This is a genomic window from Agromyces sp. CF514 (assembly GCF_900113185.1).
Classification (GTDB): domain Bacteria; phylum Actinomycetota; class Actinomycetes; order Actinomycetales; family Microbacteriaceae; genus Agromyces.
Window position 1 is genome coordinate 1,972,961 of sequence record NZ_FOZD01000001.1, and the last position, 17,488, is coordinate 1,990,448.

At 72.3% G+C, this 17,488-nt stretch carries 16 protein-coding genes; 5 read left to right on the forward strand and 11 right to left on the reverse strand.

Going from position 1 to position 17,488, the window contains the following annotated elements; genetic code table 11:
• Position 1 precedes the first annotated feature (1 nt).
• The 10 genes from BM342_RS08730 to BM342_RS08775 form a co-directional block, all read right to left on the reverse strand.
• Entirely contained in the window at positions 2–1,432 is a 1,431-nt protein-coding gene (locus tag BM342_RS08730) for a sensor histidine kinase (protein ID WP_092964995.1), read from the reverse strand.
• Complete coding sequence (locus BM342_RS08735; protein ID WP_092964996.1) at positions 1,429–2,118, reverse strand: response regulator transcription factor; 690 nt, start codon at positions 2,116–2,118, stop codon at positions 1,429–1,431. The genes BM342_RS08730 and BM342_RS08735 overlap by 4 nt, the downstream gene beginning before the upstream one ends.
• Before the next feature lie 11 nt (positions 2,119–2,129).
• Positions 2,130–2,975 carry a COG4705 family protein gene (locus tag BM342_RS08740; RefSeq protein WP_092964997.1) on the reverse strand — a complete coding sequence of 282 codons (846 nt, stop codon included), beginning with the start codon at positions 2,973–2,975 and terminating at the stop codon, positions 2,130–2,132.
• A 74-nt stretch (positions 2,976–3,049) separates the two neighbouring features.
• Positions 3,050–5,473 carry a cellulase family glycosylhydrolase gene (locus BM342_RS08745; RefSeq protein ID WP_092964998.1) on the reverse strand — a complete coding sequence of 808 codons (2,424 nt, stop codon included), beginning with the start codon at positions 5,471–5,473 and terminating at the stop codon, positions 3,050–3,052.
• Positions 5,474–5,594: 121 nt separating this feature from the next.
• Positions 5,595–6,896: an ABC transporter permease gene (locus tag BM342_RS08750; protein WP_092964999.1), complete on the reverse strand. Its 1,302-nt coding sequence runs from the start codon at positions 6,894–6,896 to the stop codon at positions 5,595–5,597.
• Entirely contained in the window at positions 6,893–7,582 is a 690-nt protein-coding gene (locus tag BM342_RS08755; protein ID WP_255368765.1) for an ABC transporter ATP-binding protein, read from the reverse strand. Before BM342_RS08755 ends, BM342_RS08750 begins: the two co-directional genes overlap by 4 nt.
• Positions 7,583–7,759: 177 nt before the next feature.
• A complete protein-coding gene (locus BM342_RS08760; protein ID WP_092965001.1) occupies positions 7,760–8,419 on the reverse strand; it encodes a response regulator transcription factor in 660 nt (219 codons plus the stop codon).
• A complete protein-coding gene (locus BM342_RS08765) occupies positions 8,416–9,648 on the reverse strand; it encodes a sensor histidine kinase (protein WP_255368629.1) in 1,233 nt (410 codons plus the stop codon). The genes BM342_RS08760 and BM342_RS08765 overlap by 4 nt, the downstream gene beginning before the upstream one ends.
• 99 nt (positions 9,649–9,747) lie before the next feature.
• Positions 9,748–10,908: an AI-2E family transporter gene (locus tag BM342_RS08770; RefSeq protein WP_092965002.1), complete on the reverse strand. Its 1,161-nt coding sequence runs from the start codon at positions 10,906–10,908 to the stop codon at positions 9,748–9,750.
• A gap of 20 nt (positions 10,909–10,928) precedes the next feature.
• Entirely contained in the window at positions 10,929–11,192 is a 264-nt protein-coding gene (locus tag BM342_RS08775) for a hypothetical protein (protein WP_092965003.1), read from the reverse strand.
• 154 nt (positions 11,193–11,346) lie between these two features.
• Between BM342_RS08775 and BM342_RS19865 the strand changes: the two genes are divergently transcribed.
• From BM342_RS19865 to BM342_RS08795, 4 genes are all read left to right on the forward strand, one after another.
• Complete coding sequence (locus BM342_RS19865; protein WP_177232112.1) at positions 11,347–11,685, forward strand: three-helix bundle dimerization domain-containing protein; 339 nt, start codon at positions 11,347–11,349, stop codon at positions 11,683–11,685.
• A gap of 109 nt (positions 11,686–11,794) precedes the next feature.
• On the forward strand, positions 11,795–12,715 hold the full coding sequence (locus BM342_RS08785; RefSeq protein ID WP_177232113.1) for an SDR family NAD(P)-dependent oxidoreductase: 921 nt from the start codon (positions 11,795–11,797) through the stop codon (positions 12,713–12,715).
• A gap of 50 nt (positions 12,716–12,765) precedes the next feature.
• The gene (locus BM342_RS08790; RefSeq protein ID WP_092965005.1) at positions 12,766–13,263 is read left to right on the forward strand and encodes a ClbS/DfsB family four-helix bundle protein; all 498 of its coding nucleotides are present in this window, start codon (positions 12,766–12,768) and stop codon (positions 13,261–13,263) included.
• A 9-nt stretch (positions 13,264–13,272) separates the two neighbouring features.
• Positions 13,273–14,145 (forward strand): carbon-nitrogen hydrolase family protein, encoded by an 873-nt coding sequence (locus BM342_RS08795; RefSeq protein WP_092965006.1) that lies wholly within the window; start codon positions 13,273–13,275, stop codon positions 14,143–14,145.
• 31 nt (positions 14,146–14,176) lie between these two features.
• Here the strand turns inward: BM342_RS08795 and BM342_RS08800 are convergent, their stop codons facing one another.
• Positions 14,177–15,430: an aminotransferase class I/II-fold pyridoxal phosphate-dependent enzyme gene (locus BM342_RS08800; protein ID WP_255368630.1), complete on the reverse strand. Its 1,254-nt coding sequence runs from the start codon at positions 15,428–15,430 to the stop codon at positions 14,177–14,179.
• A 168-nt stretch (positions 15,431–15,598) separates the two neighbouring features.
• On the opposite strand from BM342_RS08800, the gene BM342_RS08805 reads away from it, so the two are divergent.
• Positions 15,599–17,440: a S1C family serine protease gene (locus BM342_RS08805; protein WP_092965007.1), complete on the forward strand. Its 1,842-nt coding sequence runs from the start codon at positions 15,599–15,601 to the stop codon at positions 17,438–17,440.
• Positions 17,441–17,488: the final 48 nt, after the last annotated feature.

Sequence of the window (17,488 nt, forward strand, 5' to 3'; positions counted from 1 at the left end):
GTCAGGGGGCATCCGCGTCTCCGCCCGCCGTACCGTCTCGCCCATCGCCTGCCGCACGTGCCTCCGGGTCGCCTGCCGCCCCCGAGATGACGGGGAGCGCCACCCGCACCGTCAGCCCGTCGCCCGGCCGGTTCTCGAGCGCGACGTCTCCGCCCGCATTCTCGACGGCCCGCGCGACGATCGGCAGTCCGAGCCCGCCACCGGGATAGCCGCTGTGCTCGCCCCTGGCGAAGCGCTCGAATGCGCGGCCGACGAAGTCGGGATCCATGCCGCCGCTTCGATCGACGACGCTCAGCCGCACGGCGTCCGTGAACCCCGTCAGGGTGACGAGCACGTGCGGTCGCGCGTCGGCGGACGCCGCGCAGACGGCGTTGCTGATCAGGTTGTCGAGCATGCGACCGAAGTCCTGCGCGCCGAGCGCGACCTCGGCGGTCGGATCGAGGTCCACGAGCTCGAAGTCGATGTCGGGGTCGCGCTCGCCGAAGGCCGTGCGGGCGCGGTCGACGGCGTCCGCCGTCTCGCGGGAGAGCGCGCCGAGCGTCGCGGTGCCGGGGGAGCGTTGGGCTTCCATGCGCGACAGGTCGAGCAGGCCCTGCGAGATCCTGATGAGTCGCTGGAGCGTCGAGCGCGCGGCTGCGACGTCGGCGCGCCGCTGCTCGTCGGACACGCTCGCGGCGGCCGCCACCTCGAGCTGCGCGTTCAGGATCGCGAGCGGCGTGCGCAACTCGTGCGACGCGTCGGACACGACCTGGCGCTCGCGATCGGCGGACTCGCGGGTCCGGCGGATGAGGTCGTTCAGGGTGCGGGCGAGCGCCTCGATCTCGTCGTGCACGGGTCCGGTCGGCAGGTATCCCTCCTGCTCGTCGGCCGAGAGGCGCTCGGCGCTGCGCTGCAGCCTCGTCACGGGTCGCAGCGCGGCGGTCGAGATGAACCACGCGGCGGCGCCGAATCCGACGGCGATCACCGAGAGCGACACGATGAGCAGCAGCATGACGCCGTCGAGGATCTCGGACGAGTTCTGGAAGTCGCGCGCCGTCGAGACCATCCAAGTGCCGTCGGCGCTCTCGACGTGCCTCGTGCGCACGAGGTACGTGTTCCCGCCCGCTGCGATGCGGTGCGTGCCGTCGGTCGTCGTGCCGCGGGCGGCGAGCTCGGCCGCCAGGGCGTCGGGCATCGTGTCGAGCCTGGTCTGCCCAGACGCATCCGTCACGAGCACCTTGCGAGCGTGGCCCGGCGGGTCGAGCTCCTCGGCGGACTCCTCGGCGATCGCCGTGAGGTAGGGGGCCTCGATGCCGGCCAGCACGGCCTCCTCGCCGGCACGCACGATGCGCTCGACCTGGGCGTAGATCACGATGCCTCCGGCGGCGAGGAGCAGGATCGCGATCAGGCTCGCGCCGAGGGTGATCCGGGCGCGGATCGACAGCGCCCTCACTGGTCCGCCGTGAGCGCGAACCCGACGCCGCGCTCGGTCACGATGCGAACGTTCGCGCCGGCGGCGAGCAGCTTGCGCCGTGCGTAGCTCACGTACTGGTCGACGATGTTGGACTGGTACTGGGTCGACCCCCAGATCTCGTCGAGCAGCCTCGAGCGTGCGACGACCGTGCCGGCGTTCGCCGCGAGCAGGCGGATGAGGTCGAACTCGGTGCGGCTGAGCGGCACCTCTCGTCCGTCGACGGTCGCACGGTACCGGTGCGCGATGAGCACGAGGTTGCCGACCTCCGACCTGATCGCCCCGATGTCGGCCCGTCGGCGCAGCGCGCGGAGCCTGGCGCTGAGTTCGGCGAGGGCGAACGGCTTCGTGAGGTAGTCGTCGGCGCCCGAGTCGAGTCCGCGCACCCGGTCGTCGACCGCGTCGCGCGCGGTGAGCAGCACGATACCGATGCCGTCGATCTGCTCGCGCAGCCGCCGGCAGAGTTCGAAGCCGCTCATGCCCGGCATCATCACGTCGACCACGGCGAGGTCGAAGTGCTCGCCGTCGGCAATGCTCAGGGCGCGGATGCCGTCGGCGGCCGTGCGGACCGCGTAGCCGTCGTCGACGAGCGAACGGGAGATGAGGTCCGCCATCTCGGGTTCGTCGTCGACGACGAGCACGCGAAGGCCAGTTCGCACCGACTCCATGGATCCGGAGTCTAGGCCGCGTCGGCGGCCCCGGCCAGCACGATCGATCCGACCCGCCCCTCTGCTTCGGCGCGCTGGCGGCGGATCTGCACGCTGAGGGAGGCGACGAGGGCGACGATGACGGCGAGGAAGAGCACGCTCGTGCTCGTGGTGCCGAGTCCCATGCCGCCGTCGTCGGTGGGCTGGGAGAGCAGGTCGCCGACGGATGCCCCGAGCGGGCGGGTGAGCACGTAGGCCACCCAGAAGCACGCGACCGCGTTCACGTGGAACACCCGCCACGCGACGGCGACGGCCGCGATGAGCACCGCGAACAGGATCGTCGAGACGAGGTAGCCGAGTCCGATCGTCTCGGAGATGAGGTCGCCCGCCGCGGTGCCGAGCGCGAAGGTGAACAGGATCGCGACCCAGTAGAACGCCTCCCGTCTGCGGGTGAAGACCGTGTGGATCGAGAGCGTGCGTTCGCGCGCGAACCAGACCACGAAGGTCGCGGCGAGCAGGGCGAGGAACACGCCGGTGCTCACCCACAGGCTCACCCCGAGCTCGTCGGTGAGGTTGTCGGTGATGAGGGTACCGACGATGCTGATCAGCACCACGACCGTCCAGTAGGCGGGCGGGTTGTAGCGTCTCGTCGCGAACTGCGCCACGAGGACGACGGCGAGCATGCCCGCCATGATCCACGAGGTGACGGCCAGCCCGAGGCCGAGCGCATCGTTGAGGAAGTCGGCCGCGGTCTCGCCGGTCGTCGTCGAGAGGATCTTGATCACCCAGAACACGAGGGTGATCTCGGGAACGCGGTTGTACAGCACGGCTCGCAGGTGCTCGCTGCGGGCGGAGGTCTGGATCTCGTCGGTGGTCATGCCACGAAGACTCCCGGCATGGGCTGGACGATCGCTCGAACCCTCGTCACCGGGACGTGTGGATCCTCACACGATCACGGGGTGCCGGTCGCGAGCGCGTACTCCCCGTCGGCGCAGGCGGTGAACCGCCAGCCGCCGGGCAGCGATTCGAGTTCGACGTCGCTGAGGCCGCTCGTGTCGGTGAACGAGGGCTTCGCCGCACCGGGGATCCAGACCTCGAGACCGCAGCCTCGCTCGCCGGTGAAGCCGGTGAGCGAGAAGTTCGCGCCGTCGTCTCCGGCGACCCCGGCGGACAACGACCGGAGCTCGCCGGGCACCGACTTCGGGTACGCCCGCGACAGCACGCCGAGCAGCTGCTCGTTGCGCGGGGCGTCCTCGCCGGTGGCGCAGTCCTCGGGCACGAGCGCGAGGCCGATCGGCCCGATGCCGTTCTGCGGGTCGCCGCACGACTGCTTCCAGACCCAGTAGGCGCTGCCGAGCATGCGGCGGTCCTCTTCGGCGGCGTATCGCGTGATGCGCCCGGCGATGGATGCCGGGTCGCCCCAGTACCCGTACTCGCCGGACCACAGGGGCATGCCGAGTTCGTCGGCGACGCGCAGGCCGAGCTCGAACTGCCGCTCGGTGCTGACGATCGTGGGCAGGCCGAGCGAGGCGTCCATCGTGATGGACTCGGCGTAGAGGTGCGGCGAGAAGACGACGTTCGCGTCGTCGGTGAACCCGCGCGCCGGGCCGCTGTCGAACCCGAGGCCCGACCACAGGATGCTCGGCTCGACGAACACGATCTGCGGCGCGCCGGCCGCGCGGATCGCCTCGATCGCCTCGCCCGAGAACTCGCCGAGCTTCTGCGAGGTCGTCACGGGCGCGGTCTCGCCGAATCCGGGCTCGTTCAGCAGGTCGAATCCGGCGACGGCCGGGTCATCGGCGAACTCGCCGGCGAGTTCGCCCCAGGTGCGCGCGAGCGCATGGCGGATGCCGTCAGTGTCGAACCAGAAGTGCTCGAACGCGCGGTCGCCCGCGGGGGAGATGTCGCGTCCGGTGAACGAGCAGCGCGGGGCGTCGTTGAACTGCGTGGCCCACGCGGGTGCGCCGTCGTATCCCCACATCGGATCGGTGCCGGGGCGGCAGTCGGTGCCGTCGGCGGTCGACGCGTTCGACCAGCCGTCCTGGTGCATGTCGAGCACGGTGCGGACGCCGTGCGCCGCGCCCCACGCGACCGCCTGTTTCACCGAGGCGAGGTACGTCGGGTCGAGGGCGGGCGCTTCGGAGTCGGACGGCTCGGGCTCGAGCGCCGACCACGACAGGTTCAGCCGGACGACGTCGAAGCCGTACGAGGCCATGTCCGCATAGTCCTGCTCGCTGAGTTCACGGTTCACGGGCACCTCGGCGCGAGCCTGGTAGAAGTCCACGAGCTGGTTCACGTTCGCGCCGCGCAGCAGCACCTCGTTGCCGTCGCCGTCGGTGATCCGGCCGCCTTCGACGCGCAGGAACCCCGCGGGAGCGGATGCCGCGGCCCGGCGCTCCGCCCCGGCCGCATCGCCGAGCGGGGCGACGAGCAGTGCGGCGATCGCGGCGATCGCCACGGTCGCCACGGCGGCGCCGGCCTTCACGGGGAGCGGTGCGGGCGAGGCATCCGCCGACCTGCGCCGTTCGGCCAGCGCCTCGACGGCCAGCGCGACGACGCCCGGAAGCCATCCGATGCAGGCGCCGAACGCGAGCCCGTCGGCGACGTGGATGTACGCGGCCATGAGCGGCCACAGGTCGCCCGCGAGCCCGTCGTCGACGACGAAGCCGACGATCGCCTGCGCGAGGCCGAACAGGCCGCCGGCGACGAGCGCGCCGAGCCAGCCGCCGAGCACGCCCGGCACGCGCCGTCGCATCCAGCGCAGTCCGAGCCAGGCCACGCCGACGAGCAGCGCGACGCCGAGCAGCATGAGCACGACCCCAGAGTCCGCCCTCGGCGTCGGGGCGAGCGGTGCATAGGCCGCTCCGGTCCACCAGGAACCGGCGAGCAGGGGTGCTGCGGCGCCGAGGGCCACGGCGCCCGCCCAGTCGCCGGCCGTCGACGGACGAGGCATCGCCCCGGGCTGGAGCCCCTGTCGCCGCGCGGACACCCGCTCGACGATCCGCACGATCCCGGCCACGATGAGCGCCGACGGTACGGCCTTGGCGGTGATGTAGCCGCTCGCCCAGCCCGCGAGCGCGGGATCCCAGGTCATGGCGAGGACCGTCGTCGCCTGCGCGAGCAGGGCCGCGAGCACGACGCCGGCGGTCATCGTCCAGTAGCGGTCGCCCGCGCGCACGGCGGCCCACCACACGACGGCGAGCATGACCGGCACGAAGACGAGGTAGCGCGCGAGCGGCCACCCGAGATCGGCCTGCGGGGAGCCGCCCGGCCACCCGACGAGCGCGAGCAGGCCCGTCGGGTCGATGAGGGCCTGCAGGGCGAGCAGGGCGGATGTCGCGGCGACCGCGACGATCGGACGGCGAACCGTGCGCATGACACTCCATCGTGACGGGGTCGAATCGGGTGAGGACAGCCTCCGTACTGAGTACGGAGGCTGTCAACCCTTCAGTGGGACAAGTGACCCACTTGTGACCTTCGGTGCTGGAGCCCTGCGCTCACTCGTACCTGAGCGACTCCACCGGGTCGGCCTTCGCCGCCCTCGCGGCCGGAAGCGTGCCCGCGAGGAACGCGATGAGCATGACCGCGACGATGATCGTCGCCACCGACACCGGGTCGAACGCGATGAGGGTCAGCCCGTTGAGGTCGGCGAGCAGGCCGTTCGCCAGCACTCCGCTGAGCGCCGTGCCGGCGAGCATGGCGATGCCGACGCCGATCGCGCTGCCCAGCAGGCCGAGGAACGCCGCTTCGAGGCTGAACAGGGTGAACACCCGACCGCTGCCCATGCCCATGGCCTTCATGAGCCCGATCTCGCGCGTGCGCTCCTGCACCGACATGAACAGCGTGTTCACGATGCCGAAGCTCGCGGCGAGCAGGGCGATGATCGCGAACGCGTTGAGCACGAGCACGATGCCGTCGATCACGGTCGTGATGGTGCCGAGCTGGTCGGCGACGGTGGTGCCGGTGAAGCCGGCCGCGGTGAGGTCGGCCTTCAGCGCGTCGATGTCGGCGTCGGTGGCGGCAGGGTCGAACCAGACGGTGGCCGACGTGTAGCGGTCGGCCTCGTCGGCGGGGATCCCCGTGCTCTGCGCCTCGAAGAGCGCGTCGGCGAGCGCGTCGTTCGGCAGCAGGCTCGCGCCGCCCGGTGCGGTGAGGCTCTGCTCGGTGACCCCGACGACCGTGGCGTCGAGCACGTGCTGCGTGCGCGTGGCATCCGTGATCGCGATCTGCACGGTCTCGCCGATGGCGGCGTCGGCGCTCGAGAAGCCGAGCGGGTCGACATAGCTGTCGGGGATCGCGACCTGCAGGTCGGTCGCGTCGCCGGCCGGCTCGGTGCCGGCGGCGAGCAGGGTCGTCTGCCCGGGGACCAGGCTGCCGACGTTGGCGTTGTAGCGCGTGCCGCCGTCGAACTGCACGAAGTCGGGGCTGATCGCGCGGGCCGCGTGCACGTCGAGCACGCCGTCGATGCCGCCGATCGCCTCGACGTCGTCGGGGGTCAGCGCGATCACGGTGTTGCCCGGAATCCCGGTCGCGACCGCGTCGGGGTCGTACTCGGTCGGGCCGGAGTCGCCGGGCGTCGCGCCCGCGGCATCCTGCTGCACCTTCGTGACGGTCATGGCGTCCGACGAGCCGACGGCGCTGACCGTGTCGTCGATGTAGGCGTTGATGCCCGTGCCCAGCCCGCTCGTGAGCGTGAGCGTGAACGCGCCGACGAAGATGGCGAGCACCGTGAGGATCGTGCGGGTCTTGGAACGGAACGTGTTGGCGACGGCCGTGCCGACGAGGTCTGCGGTGTTCATGCGGCGATCTCCTCGGCCGAGTCCTCGACGATGCGTCCGTCGCGGATGTGGATGCGGCGGTCGCAGCGCGCGGCCAGCTCCTCGTCGTGCGTGACGACCACGAGCGTGATGCCGTGCTCGCGATTGAGGGCGAACAGGATGTCCTCGACGACCGCGCCCGTGTTCGTGTCGAGGTTGCCGGTGGGCTCGTCGGCGAAGATGATGCGCGGGTTGTTCACGAGTGCGCGCGCGATCACCGTGCGCTGCTTCTGCCCGCCCGACAGGTTCACGGCCTTGTTGCCCGCCTTGTCGGCGAGCTCGAGCTGCTCGAGCGCGACGAGTCCGCGACGCCTGCGCTCGCCGCGGCCGACGCCGGCGATCTTCATCGGGAGGATCACGTTCTCGAGCACCGAGTTCGAGCCCGTGAGGAAGAACTGCTGGAACACGAACCCGAAGGTCTTGTTGCGCGTGCGGTTCAGTTTCGCCCCCCGCAGCGTGCGCGTGTCGACGCCCTCGAGCGCGAGTTCGCCCGAGTCCGGGGCGTCGAGCAGTGCGAGCACGTGCATGAGGGTGGACTTGCCCGAACCCGACTTGCCGATGATGGCGATCGACTCGCCCTCGCGGATGTCGAAGCTCACCCCCTTGAGCGCCTCGAACCGATTCTGGCCCTTGCCGTAGGACTTGTGCAGCCCCCTGGCGGAGATGATCGGCGGTGCGGTGGTGGCCTTCGAGGCCGTGGACGTGGGGCCCGTGCGGGCGGAGGAGTCGGTTGGAGTCACCCTTCGAGACTCGTCGGCTCGTCGCCGTCGCGCGTCGCCCCATCGTGGCATCCGTCGTACCGCGGTCGCGGTATCTTCGCGACGCCGACGCCTCGAAGAGGCGGGTCAGCTGCCCGGCGCCAGCAGCCCGGTCTCGTACGCGACGATCACGAGCTGCGCCCGATCGTGCGCGTGCAGCTTGGACATGATGCGGTTCACGTGGGTCTTCGCGGTGTGCGGCGAGATGAACAGCTCGTCTGCGATCTCCTGGTTCGACCGTCCGCGGGCCACGAGGAGCAGCACCTCGGTCTCGCGTTCGGTCAGGTGATCGAGCGCCGAGCGGTCCCGCGGCGCGGGGGAGGGGTGCAGGTGGCGCGAGATGAGCGCCTGCATCGCAGCTGCCGACAGCAGCGAATCGCCCGCGTGCACCGCGCGTACGGCGCGCACGATGTCCTCGGGCTCGGAGCCCTTGCCGATGAACCCGCTCGCGCCCGCGCGCAGGGCCGCGACGACGTACTCGTCCTCTTCGAACGTCGTGAGGATGAGCACGCGCGTGGCGGCGAGTTCGGGGTCGGCCGCGATCGCCGCGGTCGCGGCGATGCCGTCGAGCACCGGCATCCGGATGTCCATGAGCACGACATCGGGCCGGACGGATGCCGCCAGCGCCACCGCCTCGCGTCCGTCGACCGCCTGCCCGGCGACCGTGACGCCCTCGGCACCGGTCAGGATGTCGACGACCGCCTGCCGGATGAGCGCCTGGTCGTCGACCACGAGCACGCTGGTCACGACGCCGCCTCCACGGCGAGCGGCAGCACCGCGGTCAGCCGCCAGCCGCCGGGTGCGGGTCCCGTCTCGACGGTGCCGCGCACGGTGGCGACGCGTTCGCGCAGGCCCGTGAGTCCGAGCCGGGAACCGGGAGCCGTGCCTCCGCCGGCGACGAAGGCGTCGCCGTCGCGCCCCGACCCTCGGTTCGCGTCGATCGGATTGGTCACCACGATCGTCACCTCGTGGTCGCCCACCGCCAGCAGCACGTGGGCGCGGTGCTCGGCGCCGTGCTTGTGCGCGTTCGTCAGCGCCTCCTGCACCACGCGGTACGCCACGAGGCCGGTCGCGCCGACGACGCCGGCGAGGTCGCCCTCGACCCGGACCGTCACCTCGAGTCCCGACTCGCCGAACCGGCGGGTGAGGTCGTCGAACCGGTCGAGGCTCGGCTGCGGTGCCGTGCGCGGGTCGTCCTCGTCCGAGCGCAGCACCTCGAGCAGGCCGCCGATCTCGCCGAGCACCGTGCGCGACGCGCTGCGGATCGTGGCGAGCGACTCCTTGGCCTTCTCGGGCCGGGTGTCGATCGCGGACGACGCGACCCCGGCGTTCAGGCTGATCACCGAGATCTGGTGCGCGACCGCGTCGTGCAGGTCTCGCGCGATGCGCAGGCGCTCCTCGGTCACGCGCCTGCGGGCCTCGGCCTCGCGGGTCTGTTCGGCGCGTTCGGCGCGTTCGGTGATCGCGCGGATGTACTCCCGACGCGATCGCGTCGCATCGCCCGCCGCCGCGGCGAAGGCGAGCAGCAGGGCGAACTGGCCCACCCGCGGCTGCAGTGGGCTGCCGATCGTGACGGGCAGGCTGAGCACGATCACGGCGGCGACCGCGCACACGGCGACGATGATGCCGGTCCGGCGCGGGGAGCGGTTCGTGACGCCGAACATCGCGATGCCCATGGCCACGCCGATCCCGGGAGCCAGCTCGCCGCTCACGAACGCGACTGCGCCGAACAGCAGGATCTCGGCGCCGAGCACCGGGATCGGCCACCTGCGGCGCAACGGCAGCACGGCGATCGCGATCGCCGTCAGCACGAGCGCGAACGTGCTCGGCGGGGCATAGGCCGCCTCGGGCACATGCACGGGCGCGAACGCGAACCCCACGATGACGATGCCGGCGATGACGTCGCCCACCCACGCGGGCACGCGGGGACGCGGATCCGACAGGTCGCGCATCGTGTCGACGTCGTGCTGGCTCATGCCCTCAGTCTGCCGCGCCGTCGCGCGGGGCGGATCCCCCAGACGCGGTATCCGTCACCGGATGCGCCGACGACTCGCGCCGGATCCGGCCGCGACGGCTCAGCGCACGGGTTCGGGTGCGCGTTTCGCGCGTGCCCATCGCGCCGGGAGGTCGACGCCGTCCCACACCTGCACGACGCCCCACGCGACCGCCGTGATCGGCACCGCGAGGATCGCGCCCAGCACGCCGCCGAGCGCGGCGCCGACGGTCAGGGCCACGAGGATCACGAAGGCGTGCAGCTTCATCGACCGCCCCATGAGCACGGGCTGCAGGAAGTTGCCCTCGAGCTGATTGACGAGCACCACCACGCCGACCACGAACAGGGCGTTGACGAGACCGTTCGACACGAGCGCCACGAGCGCCGCCAGGATGCCGGCGACCGTTGCGCCGACGATGGGGATGAACGCGAGCACGAACACGAGCACCGCGAGCGGGAGGGCCAGCGGCACCTGGAGGATCAGCAGGCCGATGAGGATGCCGATGGCGTCGACCGCGGCGACCGCGGCCGTGCCGCGCACGTAGGAGCCGAGCACCGAGACGGTCTTGTCGCCGACGCGTCGTGCACGCGCGTAGTGCTCGCCGCGGAACGGCCGCAGCAGGAACTCCCACATCTGCGGGCCGTCCTTCAGGAAGAAGAAGAGGATCGTCACGAGCAGCACGAATCCCGTGATGAAGCTCGCGACCGCACCGACCCCTGCGATCGCGCCCGACCCGAACTGCGCGCTCGTCAGGAAGTCGGTGATCTGGGCGACCCAGTCGTCGAGCTGATCGGCCGTCGGGAAGAACGGGAGGTCCTGCGCCCAGGCGGCCGCCTTCTGGAATCCGTCTTGAGCCTGTGCCGCCAGGTCGTCCCACTGGTCGCGTACCGCCCACACGATGAGCCAGCCGAGCAGCCCGAGCAGGCTCACGGTGACGAGCAGGGTGATCAGGGTCGCCAGCACCGACGGCACGCCGCGCCCGCGCATCCACCGCATGGCCGGTGCGAACGCGCTCGCGAAGATGAGCGCGAGCACGAGCGGGATCGTCACGAGCGTCAGCGACTGGATCACGAAGATGATGCCTGCCGCGATCGCGACGACGACGATCGCCTGGATCGACCTGATCGCGAGCCTGCCGAAGCCGTCGGCCCAGAGGCTCCACGGCGCCCGATCGGCCCTCAGGCCGACCGAGGCGTTCGGCAGGCGGATGACTCGGGGCTCACGGGGTCCGAAGAGTGCCATGCGTCGACGTTACCGGGCCTTCACGACCACACGTGCTCGACGACCCAGCCGCCGTCGACGCGCACGATGTCGACCGTGACGAGCTCGTCGGACGCCGAGCAGGCCCGGATACGCCAGCCCAGGAGCCGCTCGGGCGGATGCGTGAGCGCCGCCGGCATCGCATCGGGCTCGCGCGTGAGCGGGATCGGGGTGTCGACGGGCCGCCAGCGCTCGCCGCGGAACACGAGCCTGACGGGCACTCCGCCCTGCTCCCAGATGGAGGCCGTCTCACGTGTCATCGTCATGTCGCCACTCCCTCGATTCGAACGTGTGTTCGAATGTAGCGGGTCGAGGCGCGACACGCCCAACGCGACGGACGGTCGTCCGGCTCCCGAGGATTCACCCATTCGCCATCGGTCGCGCCTTGCCGTCGGGGTCGCCGCGGAGGACCATGTGCGCATGAGCGATCCGGTCGAGCGAAACGCGGTGGCGAACGTCCTGTCGAGGCTGCGGGACCGGTTCCCGTCGGTCGAGGCCGAACGCGTGGGGGCGATCGTCGCCGAGGAGACCGCCCGGCTCGCCTCGAATCCCATCCGCGAGTACGTTCCGTCGCTGATCGAGCACGCGGCCGACGAGCGGCTGCGGCAGGAGGCCGATCCCGTCGATGTTGGCGGCGGCGATCCCGGAGGGCCGGTGCTCGTCTCCGACGACGAGATCGACCCCATGGAGGTCGAGCGGAACCGGCGACTCCAGCACGACGGGTTCCTGTTCGGCGATCCCGGCGGCGGACCGGTCTGAGCGGGTTCCCGAGGCGCCCGGTCGTCCTTGGGCTGACGGCGGCTCGCGGCATCCGAACTCAGGGAGTGCACCGAGGCGCCGCCCGAGGCAGCGTGGATACGCTCGCGCCATGACCGGCGCCAGGCTCGATCGCCCATCCGCAGACGGACTGCCCGACCTGCGCGATGCGCGGGGGATCGTCACCGGCGCGAGCAGCGGCATCGGCCTCGAGATCGCGCGCGGGCTCGCCGGGGCCGGTGCCGACCTCGTCGTGCCGGTCCGCGACGCGGGGCGCGGCGAGCGGGCGATCGCCTCGATCCGCTCGACCGATCCTCAGGCCAGGCTCGATCCGGAACGGGTCGATCTCGCGAGGCTCGACTCGGTGCGGGCGCTCGTCGAGCGCCTGCTCGACGACGGGCGGCCGATCGACCTGCTCGTGCTGAACGCCGGCATCGTGCTGCTCGGCGATCGCGAGCGCCACATGAGCGCCGACGGGTACGAGCTGCACCTGCACACGAACTTCCTCGGGCACGCGGTGCTCGTGCTCGGCATCCTGCCGCTGCTGCTCGCCGCGCCCGAACCGCGGGTCGCCGTCCAAGTGAGCCTGGCCGCGGCATCCGCGAAGCTCGACCTCGACGACGAGTTCGTGACGGGCAGCTACACGCCGCTGCGCGCGTACGGCTCGTCGAAGCTCGCGCTCGGGCTGTTCGGCCTCGAGCTCGGCCGCCGCCATTCCGCCGACGGACTGCGCGTCGCGCTCTGCCATCCCGGCATCGTGCCCGACACGGGCATCGCGCCCGCGCTCCGCGAGAAGAGCTCGCCCTTCGGCCGGGCGCTCAGCCGCTCGCTGGGCAACACGCCGGCCGAGGCCGCGCAGCCCGCGGTGGCGGCACTGACGACGGATGTCGCGCCCGGCCGCTTCATCGCACCTTCGGGACCGTTCCAGCTCTCGGGCCCGGCCGAGCCGCGCAAGCTGTTCCGGACCCTGCGCGACGAGACCGCGGCCGCGCGCGTCTGGCGCTTCGCCGAACGCATCGCGCACGCGGGCTGAACCCCGAGCCGCACCCCGCGGCCGTGCGCCCGCTGTCCTAGCATGGGGCCATGTCGGTACCGACCAACCGTGTCCAGCTCGAGGCCGCCGCGGTGCGCGGGTTCCATCGCTTCGACGAGGCGATCGAGCGCATCCCAGCGGCCGAGCGGGCGGCCCCGTTCCCGCGCGAAGGGCGAGACCGCGACATCCGCGACCTGCTCGATCACCTCTACGCGTGGCATCAGCTGCTCCTCGGCTGGCTCGATGCGGAGCGCGCCGGGGAGCCGGTCGCTTACCCCGCGGCCGGGTACACCTGGGCGCAGCTCGACGACCTGAACGCCGCGCTGCGCGAGCGCTACCGGAACGGCGGCACGCTCGCCACCGCGCGGGAGCGGCTGCGCGAGAGCCACATCACGGTGCTCGCACGCGTCGAGTCGCTCAGCGATGACGAGCTCTTCGACCCCACCGCGCACGAGTGGCTCGGCGGGCCGCTCGCCGAGCCCGTGCACGAATGCCTCGGCGGTCACTACGCGTGGGCGCTCGAGACGCTCGACGCGGCACGTGCGTAGCATCGCAGCATGAGCACAGAGACGGATGCCGCCGGCGCGCCGGCCGAGTCCTCGCCCGACCGCGGCGAAGTGGGGGCCCAGGCGTTCGGCGTCGCGGTCGCCCAGTTCGCACCGGGAGCCGACGCGGCGGCGAACCTCGCCGAGATCGCGCGCCTCGCCGAGCTCGCGGTGTCGCGCGGGGCCGGGCTCGTCGTCTTCCCCGAGTACTCCAGCTACTTCACGCCGCAGCCCGATGCCTCGTGGCACGAGGCCGCCGAGCCCGTCGACGGGCCGTTCGTCGTCGCACTCGCGGCGCTCGCCGACCGGCTCGCGGTGCACCTCGTGGTCGGCATGATCGAACGCGTCGACGGCGAAGCCGAGCGAGTCGCGAACACGGTCGTCGCGATCGCCCCCGGTGCGGGCCTCGTCGCGACCTACCGCAAGCTGCATCTCTACGACGCGTTCGGGCAGCGCGAGTCCGACTGGGTCGTGCCGGGCGAGGTGGGGCAGCCCGAGCTGTTCGAGGCGGGCGGCCTGCGCTTCGGACTCCAGACCTGCTACGACGCGCGGTTCCCCGAGGTGACCCGGCGCATCGTCGACGCCGGCGCCGACGTCGTCTGCATGCCGGCCGAGTGGGTGCGCGGGCCGCTGAAGGAGGCGCACTGGCGCGTGCTCACGACGGCGCGCGCGCTCGAGAACACGGTCTACGTGGCGGCGGCCGACCACGCCCCGCCCGTCGGCGCAGGCAACAGCATGGTCGTCGACCCCATGGGCGTCGAGCTCGCGACCATCGGCGAGATCTCGGATGTCGCGGTCGCCTGGGTCTCGACCGAGCGCATCGCCGCAGTGCGGCGCGTCAACCCCGCGCTCGCGCTGCGGCGGTTCGGCGTCGTGCCCCGCTGACGCGCCTGCCGGGCCCGCAAGCGCCCCTGCGTCAGCGGGCGGCGAGCCCCGCGAGCCGTGTCGATGCGTCCTGCAGCACCTCGAGGCGCTTGCAGAACGCGAATCGCACGAGGCTCCGGGTGCCGGCGCGGCGCTCGGGGTGCACGAACGCCGAGATCGGCACCCCGACCACCCCGGCGAGCTCGGGCAGCCGCCGGCAGAACTCGGCGCCGTCGTCGAAGCCGAGGGGCGCGGCATCCGCCACGATGAAGTACCCCGCCGCGGGCGGCGAGATCTCGAACCCGGCGGCGACGAGGCCCGACGCGAGCACGTCGCGCTTGGCGCGCAGGGCGGCCGCGGCATCCGCGAAGACCGCGTCGGGCAGGTCGAGGCCCGTGGCGATCGCGGGCTGGAACGGCGCGCCGTTCACGTAGGTGAGGTACTGCTTGACTGCGACGATCGCCGTCACGAGCGCCGCGGGGGCGACGAGCCACCCGACCTTCCACCCGGTCGTGCTGAAGGTCTTGCCGCCCGAGGAGATCGTGACCGTGCGCTCGCGCGCGCCGGGCAGCGTCGCGATCGGCACGTGCGCGCCGTCGAAGGGGCCGTCGAACACGAGGTGCTCGTAGACCTCGTCGGTCACGATGACGGCGTCGTGCCGCTCGGCGAGCTCGACGATCTTCGCTAGCACCTCGCGATCGAACACCGCGCCCGTGGGATTGTGCGGCGTGTTCACGATGATGAGCCGCGTGCGCGGGCCGAACGCGGCCTCGAGCTCGTCGAGGTCGGGCTGCCAATCGGGGAACCGCAGCGCGACCGTGCGGTGCACGCCGCCCGCGCGTGCGATGAGTGCGGCATACGCGTCGTAGTACGGCTCGAAGGTCACCACCTCGTCGCCGTCGTCGACGAGCGCGAGGATCGTCGCCGCCAGCGCCTCGGTCGCGCCCGCGGTCACGAGCACTTCGGATGCCGCGTCGACCGTCAGGCCGTACCACCGGTGCTGGTGGCGGGCGATCGCCTCGCGCAGCACGGGCATGCCCATGCCGGGCGGGTACTGGTTCACGCCATCGGCGATCGCCGAGCGCGCCGCCTCGAGCACCTCGGCCGGGCCGTCCTCGTCGGGGAAGCCCTGCCCGAGGTTGATGGCGCCCGTCTGCGCGGCGAGGGCGCTCATCTCGGCGAAGATCGTCGCGGCGATGCGGCCGTCGGGCGCGAGCAGACCCGCGCCGGCGGCCGTGCGCTGCCAGGGCCGCAGCCCGTGCCGCTCGTCGCGCGGCAGCCGTGAATCCGTGGGGAAGTCGCTCACGTTCTCACCGTACGGCAGGGTGCCACGGGTACGCTGACCCACGGCGTTCCTGCCGCGGCATCCGGCACTCGGAGCCTTCACCGCCGGGGGATAGCAGGATCATAGACTTCGCCGATCTGCTGCACAGGTTGCGGCGAGAAGCTGGCTTCGCTTTGGAAGGAGCACACCATGACCGACAGCACCGACGGACGCAACAAGCCCGAAGACGAGCAGGTCGACCAGGCCGCCGTCGCGCAGCCCGAGACGTCCGAAGTCTCCGCAGCGCAGGTCGCCGAGGGCGAGGTCGCCCCGGTCGCCGAGACCGCACCCGCAACGGATGCCGCGGCCGACGTCGCCGCCGACGCGCCCGCAGCCGCTGCCGCAACCGCGGCCCCTGCCGCCACCCCGGCCCCTGAGGCCCCGGTCGCGCCGGCCGCGCCCGCCCCGGTGCAGGCCACCGGCACCGTGTACACGCCCGGCCAGGCACCGCAGCCGTACGCCGCGGCAGCCGCAGCTCCGGCTCGTGCGGCCGCGCCCGCGGCCGCAACGGCGCCCGTGACCCCGGCCACCGCGCCGACCACCCCGATCGACCCCCAGGCCCCCGAGGCCGCCCAGGTGCAGGCGCCGGCCGCCGGAACGCACCAGCCGCTCACGCAGCCCGGCCAGGTGCCGCCCGCGTTCGGCGGACCGCGCCCGGCCGACGCGCACACGACGCAGCCCTACGCGGGCGTGCCGCCGTACCAGCCCGGCGGCCCGGCGGCTCCCGCTGCCGCCGCGCAGCCCAAGAAGCGCGCGGGCTTCGGCCTCATCGCGGCGGTGGCCGTGGCCGCCGCCCTCATCGGCGGTGCCTCCGGCGCCGGCATCACCGCGCTCGTGACCTCGAACGACCAGGGCACGACCGCGAGCGATGCCGCGAGCGCGCAGAACATCGTCGTGAACGACACCGACTCGGTGAACCAGATCACCGCGGTCGCCGCGAAGGCGAGCCCGAGCGTCGTCACGATCTCGGTCTCCGGCAGCAGCGCCGCCGGCACCGGCTCGGGCATCATCCTCTCCGACGACGGGTACGTGCTCACGAACACGCACGTGGTCACCCTCGACGGCGAGATCGCCGACCCGACCATCCAGGTCAAGACGAGCGACGGCCACCTGTACGCGGCGACCGTCGTCGGCACCGACCCCCTCTCCGACCTCGCGGTCATCAAGCTGACCGACGCGTCCGGCCTCACGCCGCTCGAGTTCGCCGACTCCGACAAGCTCAACGTCGGCGACACGGCAATCGCGATCGGTGCGCCGCTCGGCCTCTCGGGCACCGTGACCAACGGCATCGTGAGCGCGCTGAACCGCTCGATCGACGTGGCCTCCTCGGCCGCGCCGACGACGCCCGACGACTCGTCCGGAGACAGCGGAAGCGGCGACAGCGGCGACGGCGGCCAGGGCGGCTCCGACAGCCCGTTCGACTTCTTCTTCGACCTGCCCGACGGCGAAGGAGGCTCCGGCGGCGGCCAGCAGGCCACGGCCACGAGCCAGGTCTCGCTCCCGGTGATCCAGACGGATGCCGCGATCAACCCGGGCAACTCGGGCGGCGCGCTGCTCGACTCCGACGGCAAGCTCATCGGCGTGAACGTCGCGATCCTGTCGACGGGTTCGTCGTCGGAGTCCGGCAACATCGGCGTCGGCTTCGCCGTTCCGGCGAACCTCGCCGAGCGCGTCGCGAAGGAGATCATCGAGAACGGGTCGGCCACGCACGGCCTGCTCGGGGCATCCGTGACCTCGGCAGAGACCGACGGCTCCAGCGACACGGTCGGCGCCCTGATCGCCGAGGACCCGGCGGCGGGCGGCGCGGCCGCGAACGCCGGCCTGCAGGCCGGCGACGTGGTGACGGAGTTCAACGGCCACCCGATCACCGACCAGACCGACCTGACCGCGCAGGTGCGCGCGCTGCCCGGCGGTGCGAAGACCACGCTCACCTACACGCGCGACGGCGAGTCGAAGACCGTCGACGTGACGCTCGGCACCTTCGAGGGCTGAGCCGGAGCACGCGCGAACCGCACCGCACCAAGCGGGGTCAGGCCACTC

What these genes read in the sequence shown, in the direction of transcription:
- BM342_RS08735 (WP_092964996.1), bottom strand. Translation starts at nt 2,118, where the DNA reads ATGGAGTCGGTGCGAACTGGCCTTCGCGTGCTCGTCGTCGACGACGAA.
- BM342_RS08740 (WP_092964997.1), bottom strand. Translation starts at nt 2,975, where the DNA reads ATGACCACCGACGAGATCCAGACCTCCGCCCGCAGCGAGCACCTGCGA.
- BM342_RS08745 (WP_092964998.1), bottom strand. Translation starts at nt 5,473, where the DNA reads ATGCGCACGGTTCGCCGTCCGATCGTCGCGGTCGCCGCGACATCCGCC.
- BM342_RS08750 (WP_092964999.1), bottom strand. Translation starts at nt 6,896, where the DNA reads ATGAACACCGCAGACCTCGTCGGCACGGCCGTCGCCAACACGTTCCGT.
- BM342_RS08765 (WP_255368629.1), bottom strand. Translation starts at nt 9,648, where the DNA reads ATGAGCCAGCACGACGTCGACACGATGCGCGACCTGTCGGATCCGCGT.
- BM342_RS08770 (WP_092965002.1), bottom strand. Translation starts at nt 10,908, where the DNA reads ATGGCACTCTTCGGACCCCGTGAGCCCCGAGTCATCCGCCTGCCGAAC.
- BM342_RS08775 (WP_092965003.1), bottom strand. Translation starts at nt 11,192, where the DNA reads ATGACGATGACACGTGAGACGGCCTCCATCTGGGAGCAGGGCGGAGTG.
- BM342_RS19865 (WP_177232112.1), top strand. Translation starts at nt 11,347, where the DNA reads ATGAGCGATCCGGTCGAGCGAAACGCGGTGGCGAACGTCCTGTCGAGG.
- BM342_RS08785 (WP_177232113.1), top strand. Translation starts at nt 11,795, where the DNA reads ATGACCGGCGCCAGGCTCGATCGCCCATCCGCAGACGGACTGCCCGAC.
- BM342_RS08790 (WP_092965005.1), top strand. Translation starts at nt 12,766, where the DNA reads ATGTCGGTACCGACCAACCGTGTCCAGCTCGAGGCCGCCGCGGTGCGC.
- BM342_RS08795 (WP_092965006.1), top strand. Translation starts at nt 13,273, where the DNA reads ATGAGCACAGAGACGGATGCCGCCGGCGCGCCGGCCGAGTCCTCGCCC.
- BM342_RS08805 (WP_092965007.1), top strand. Translation starts at nt 15,599, where the DNA reads ATGACCGACAGCACCGACGGACGCAACAAGCCCGAAGACGAGCAGGTC.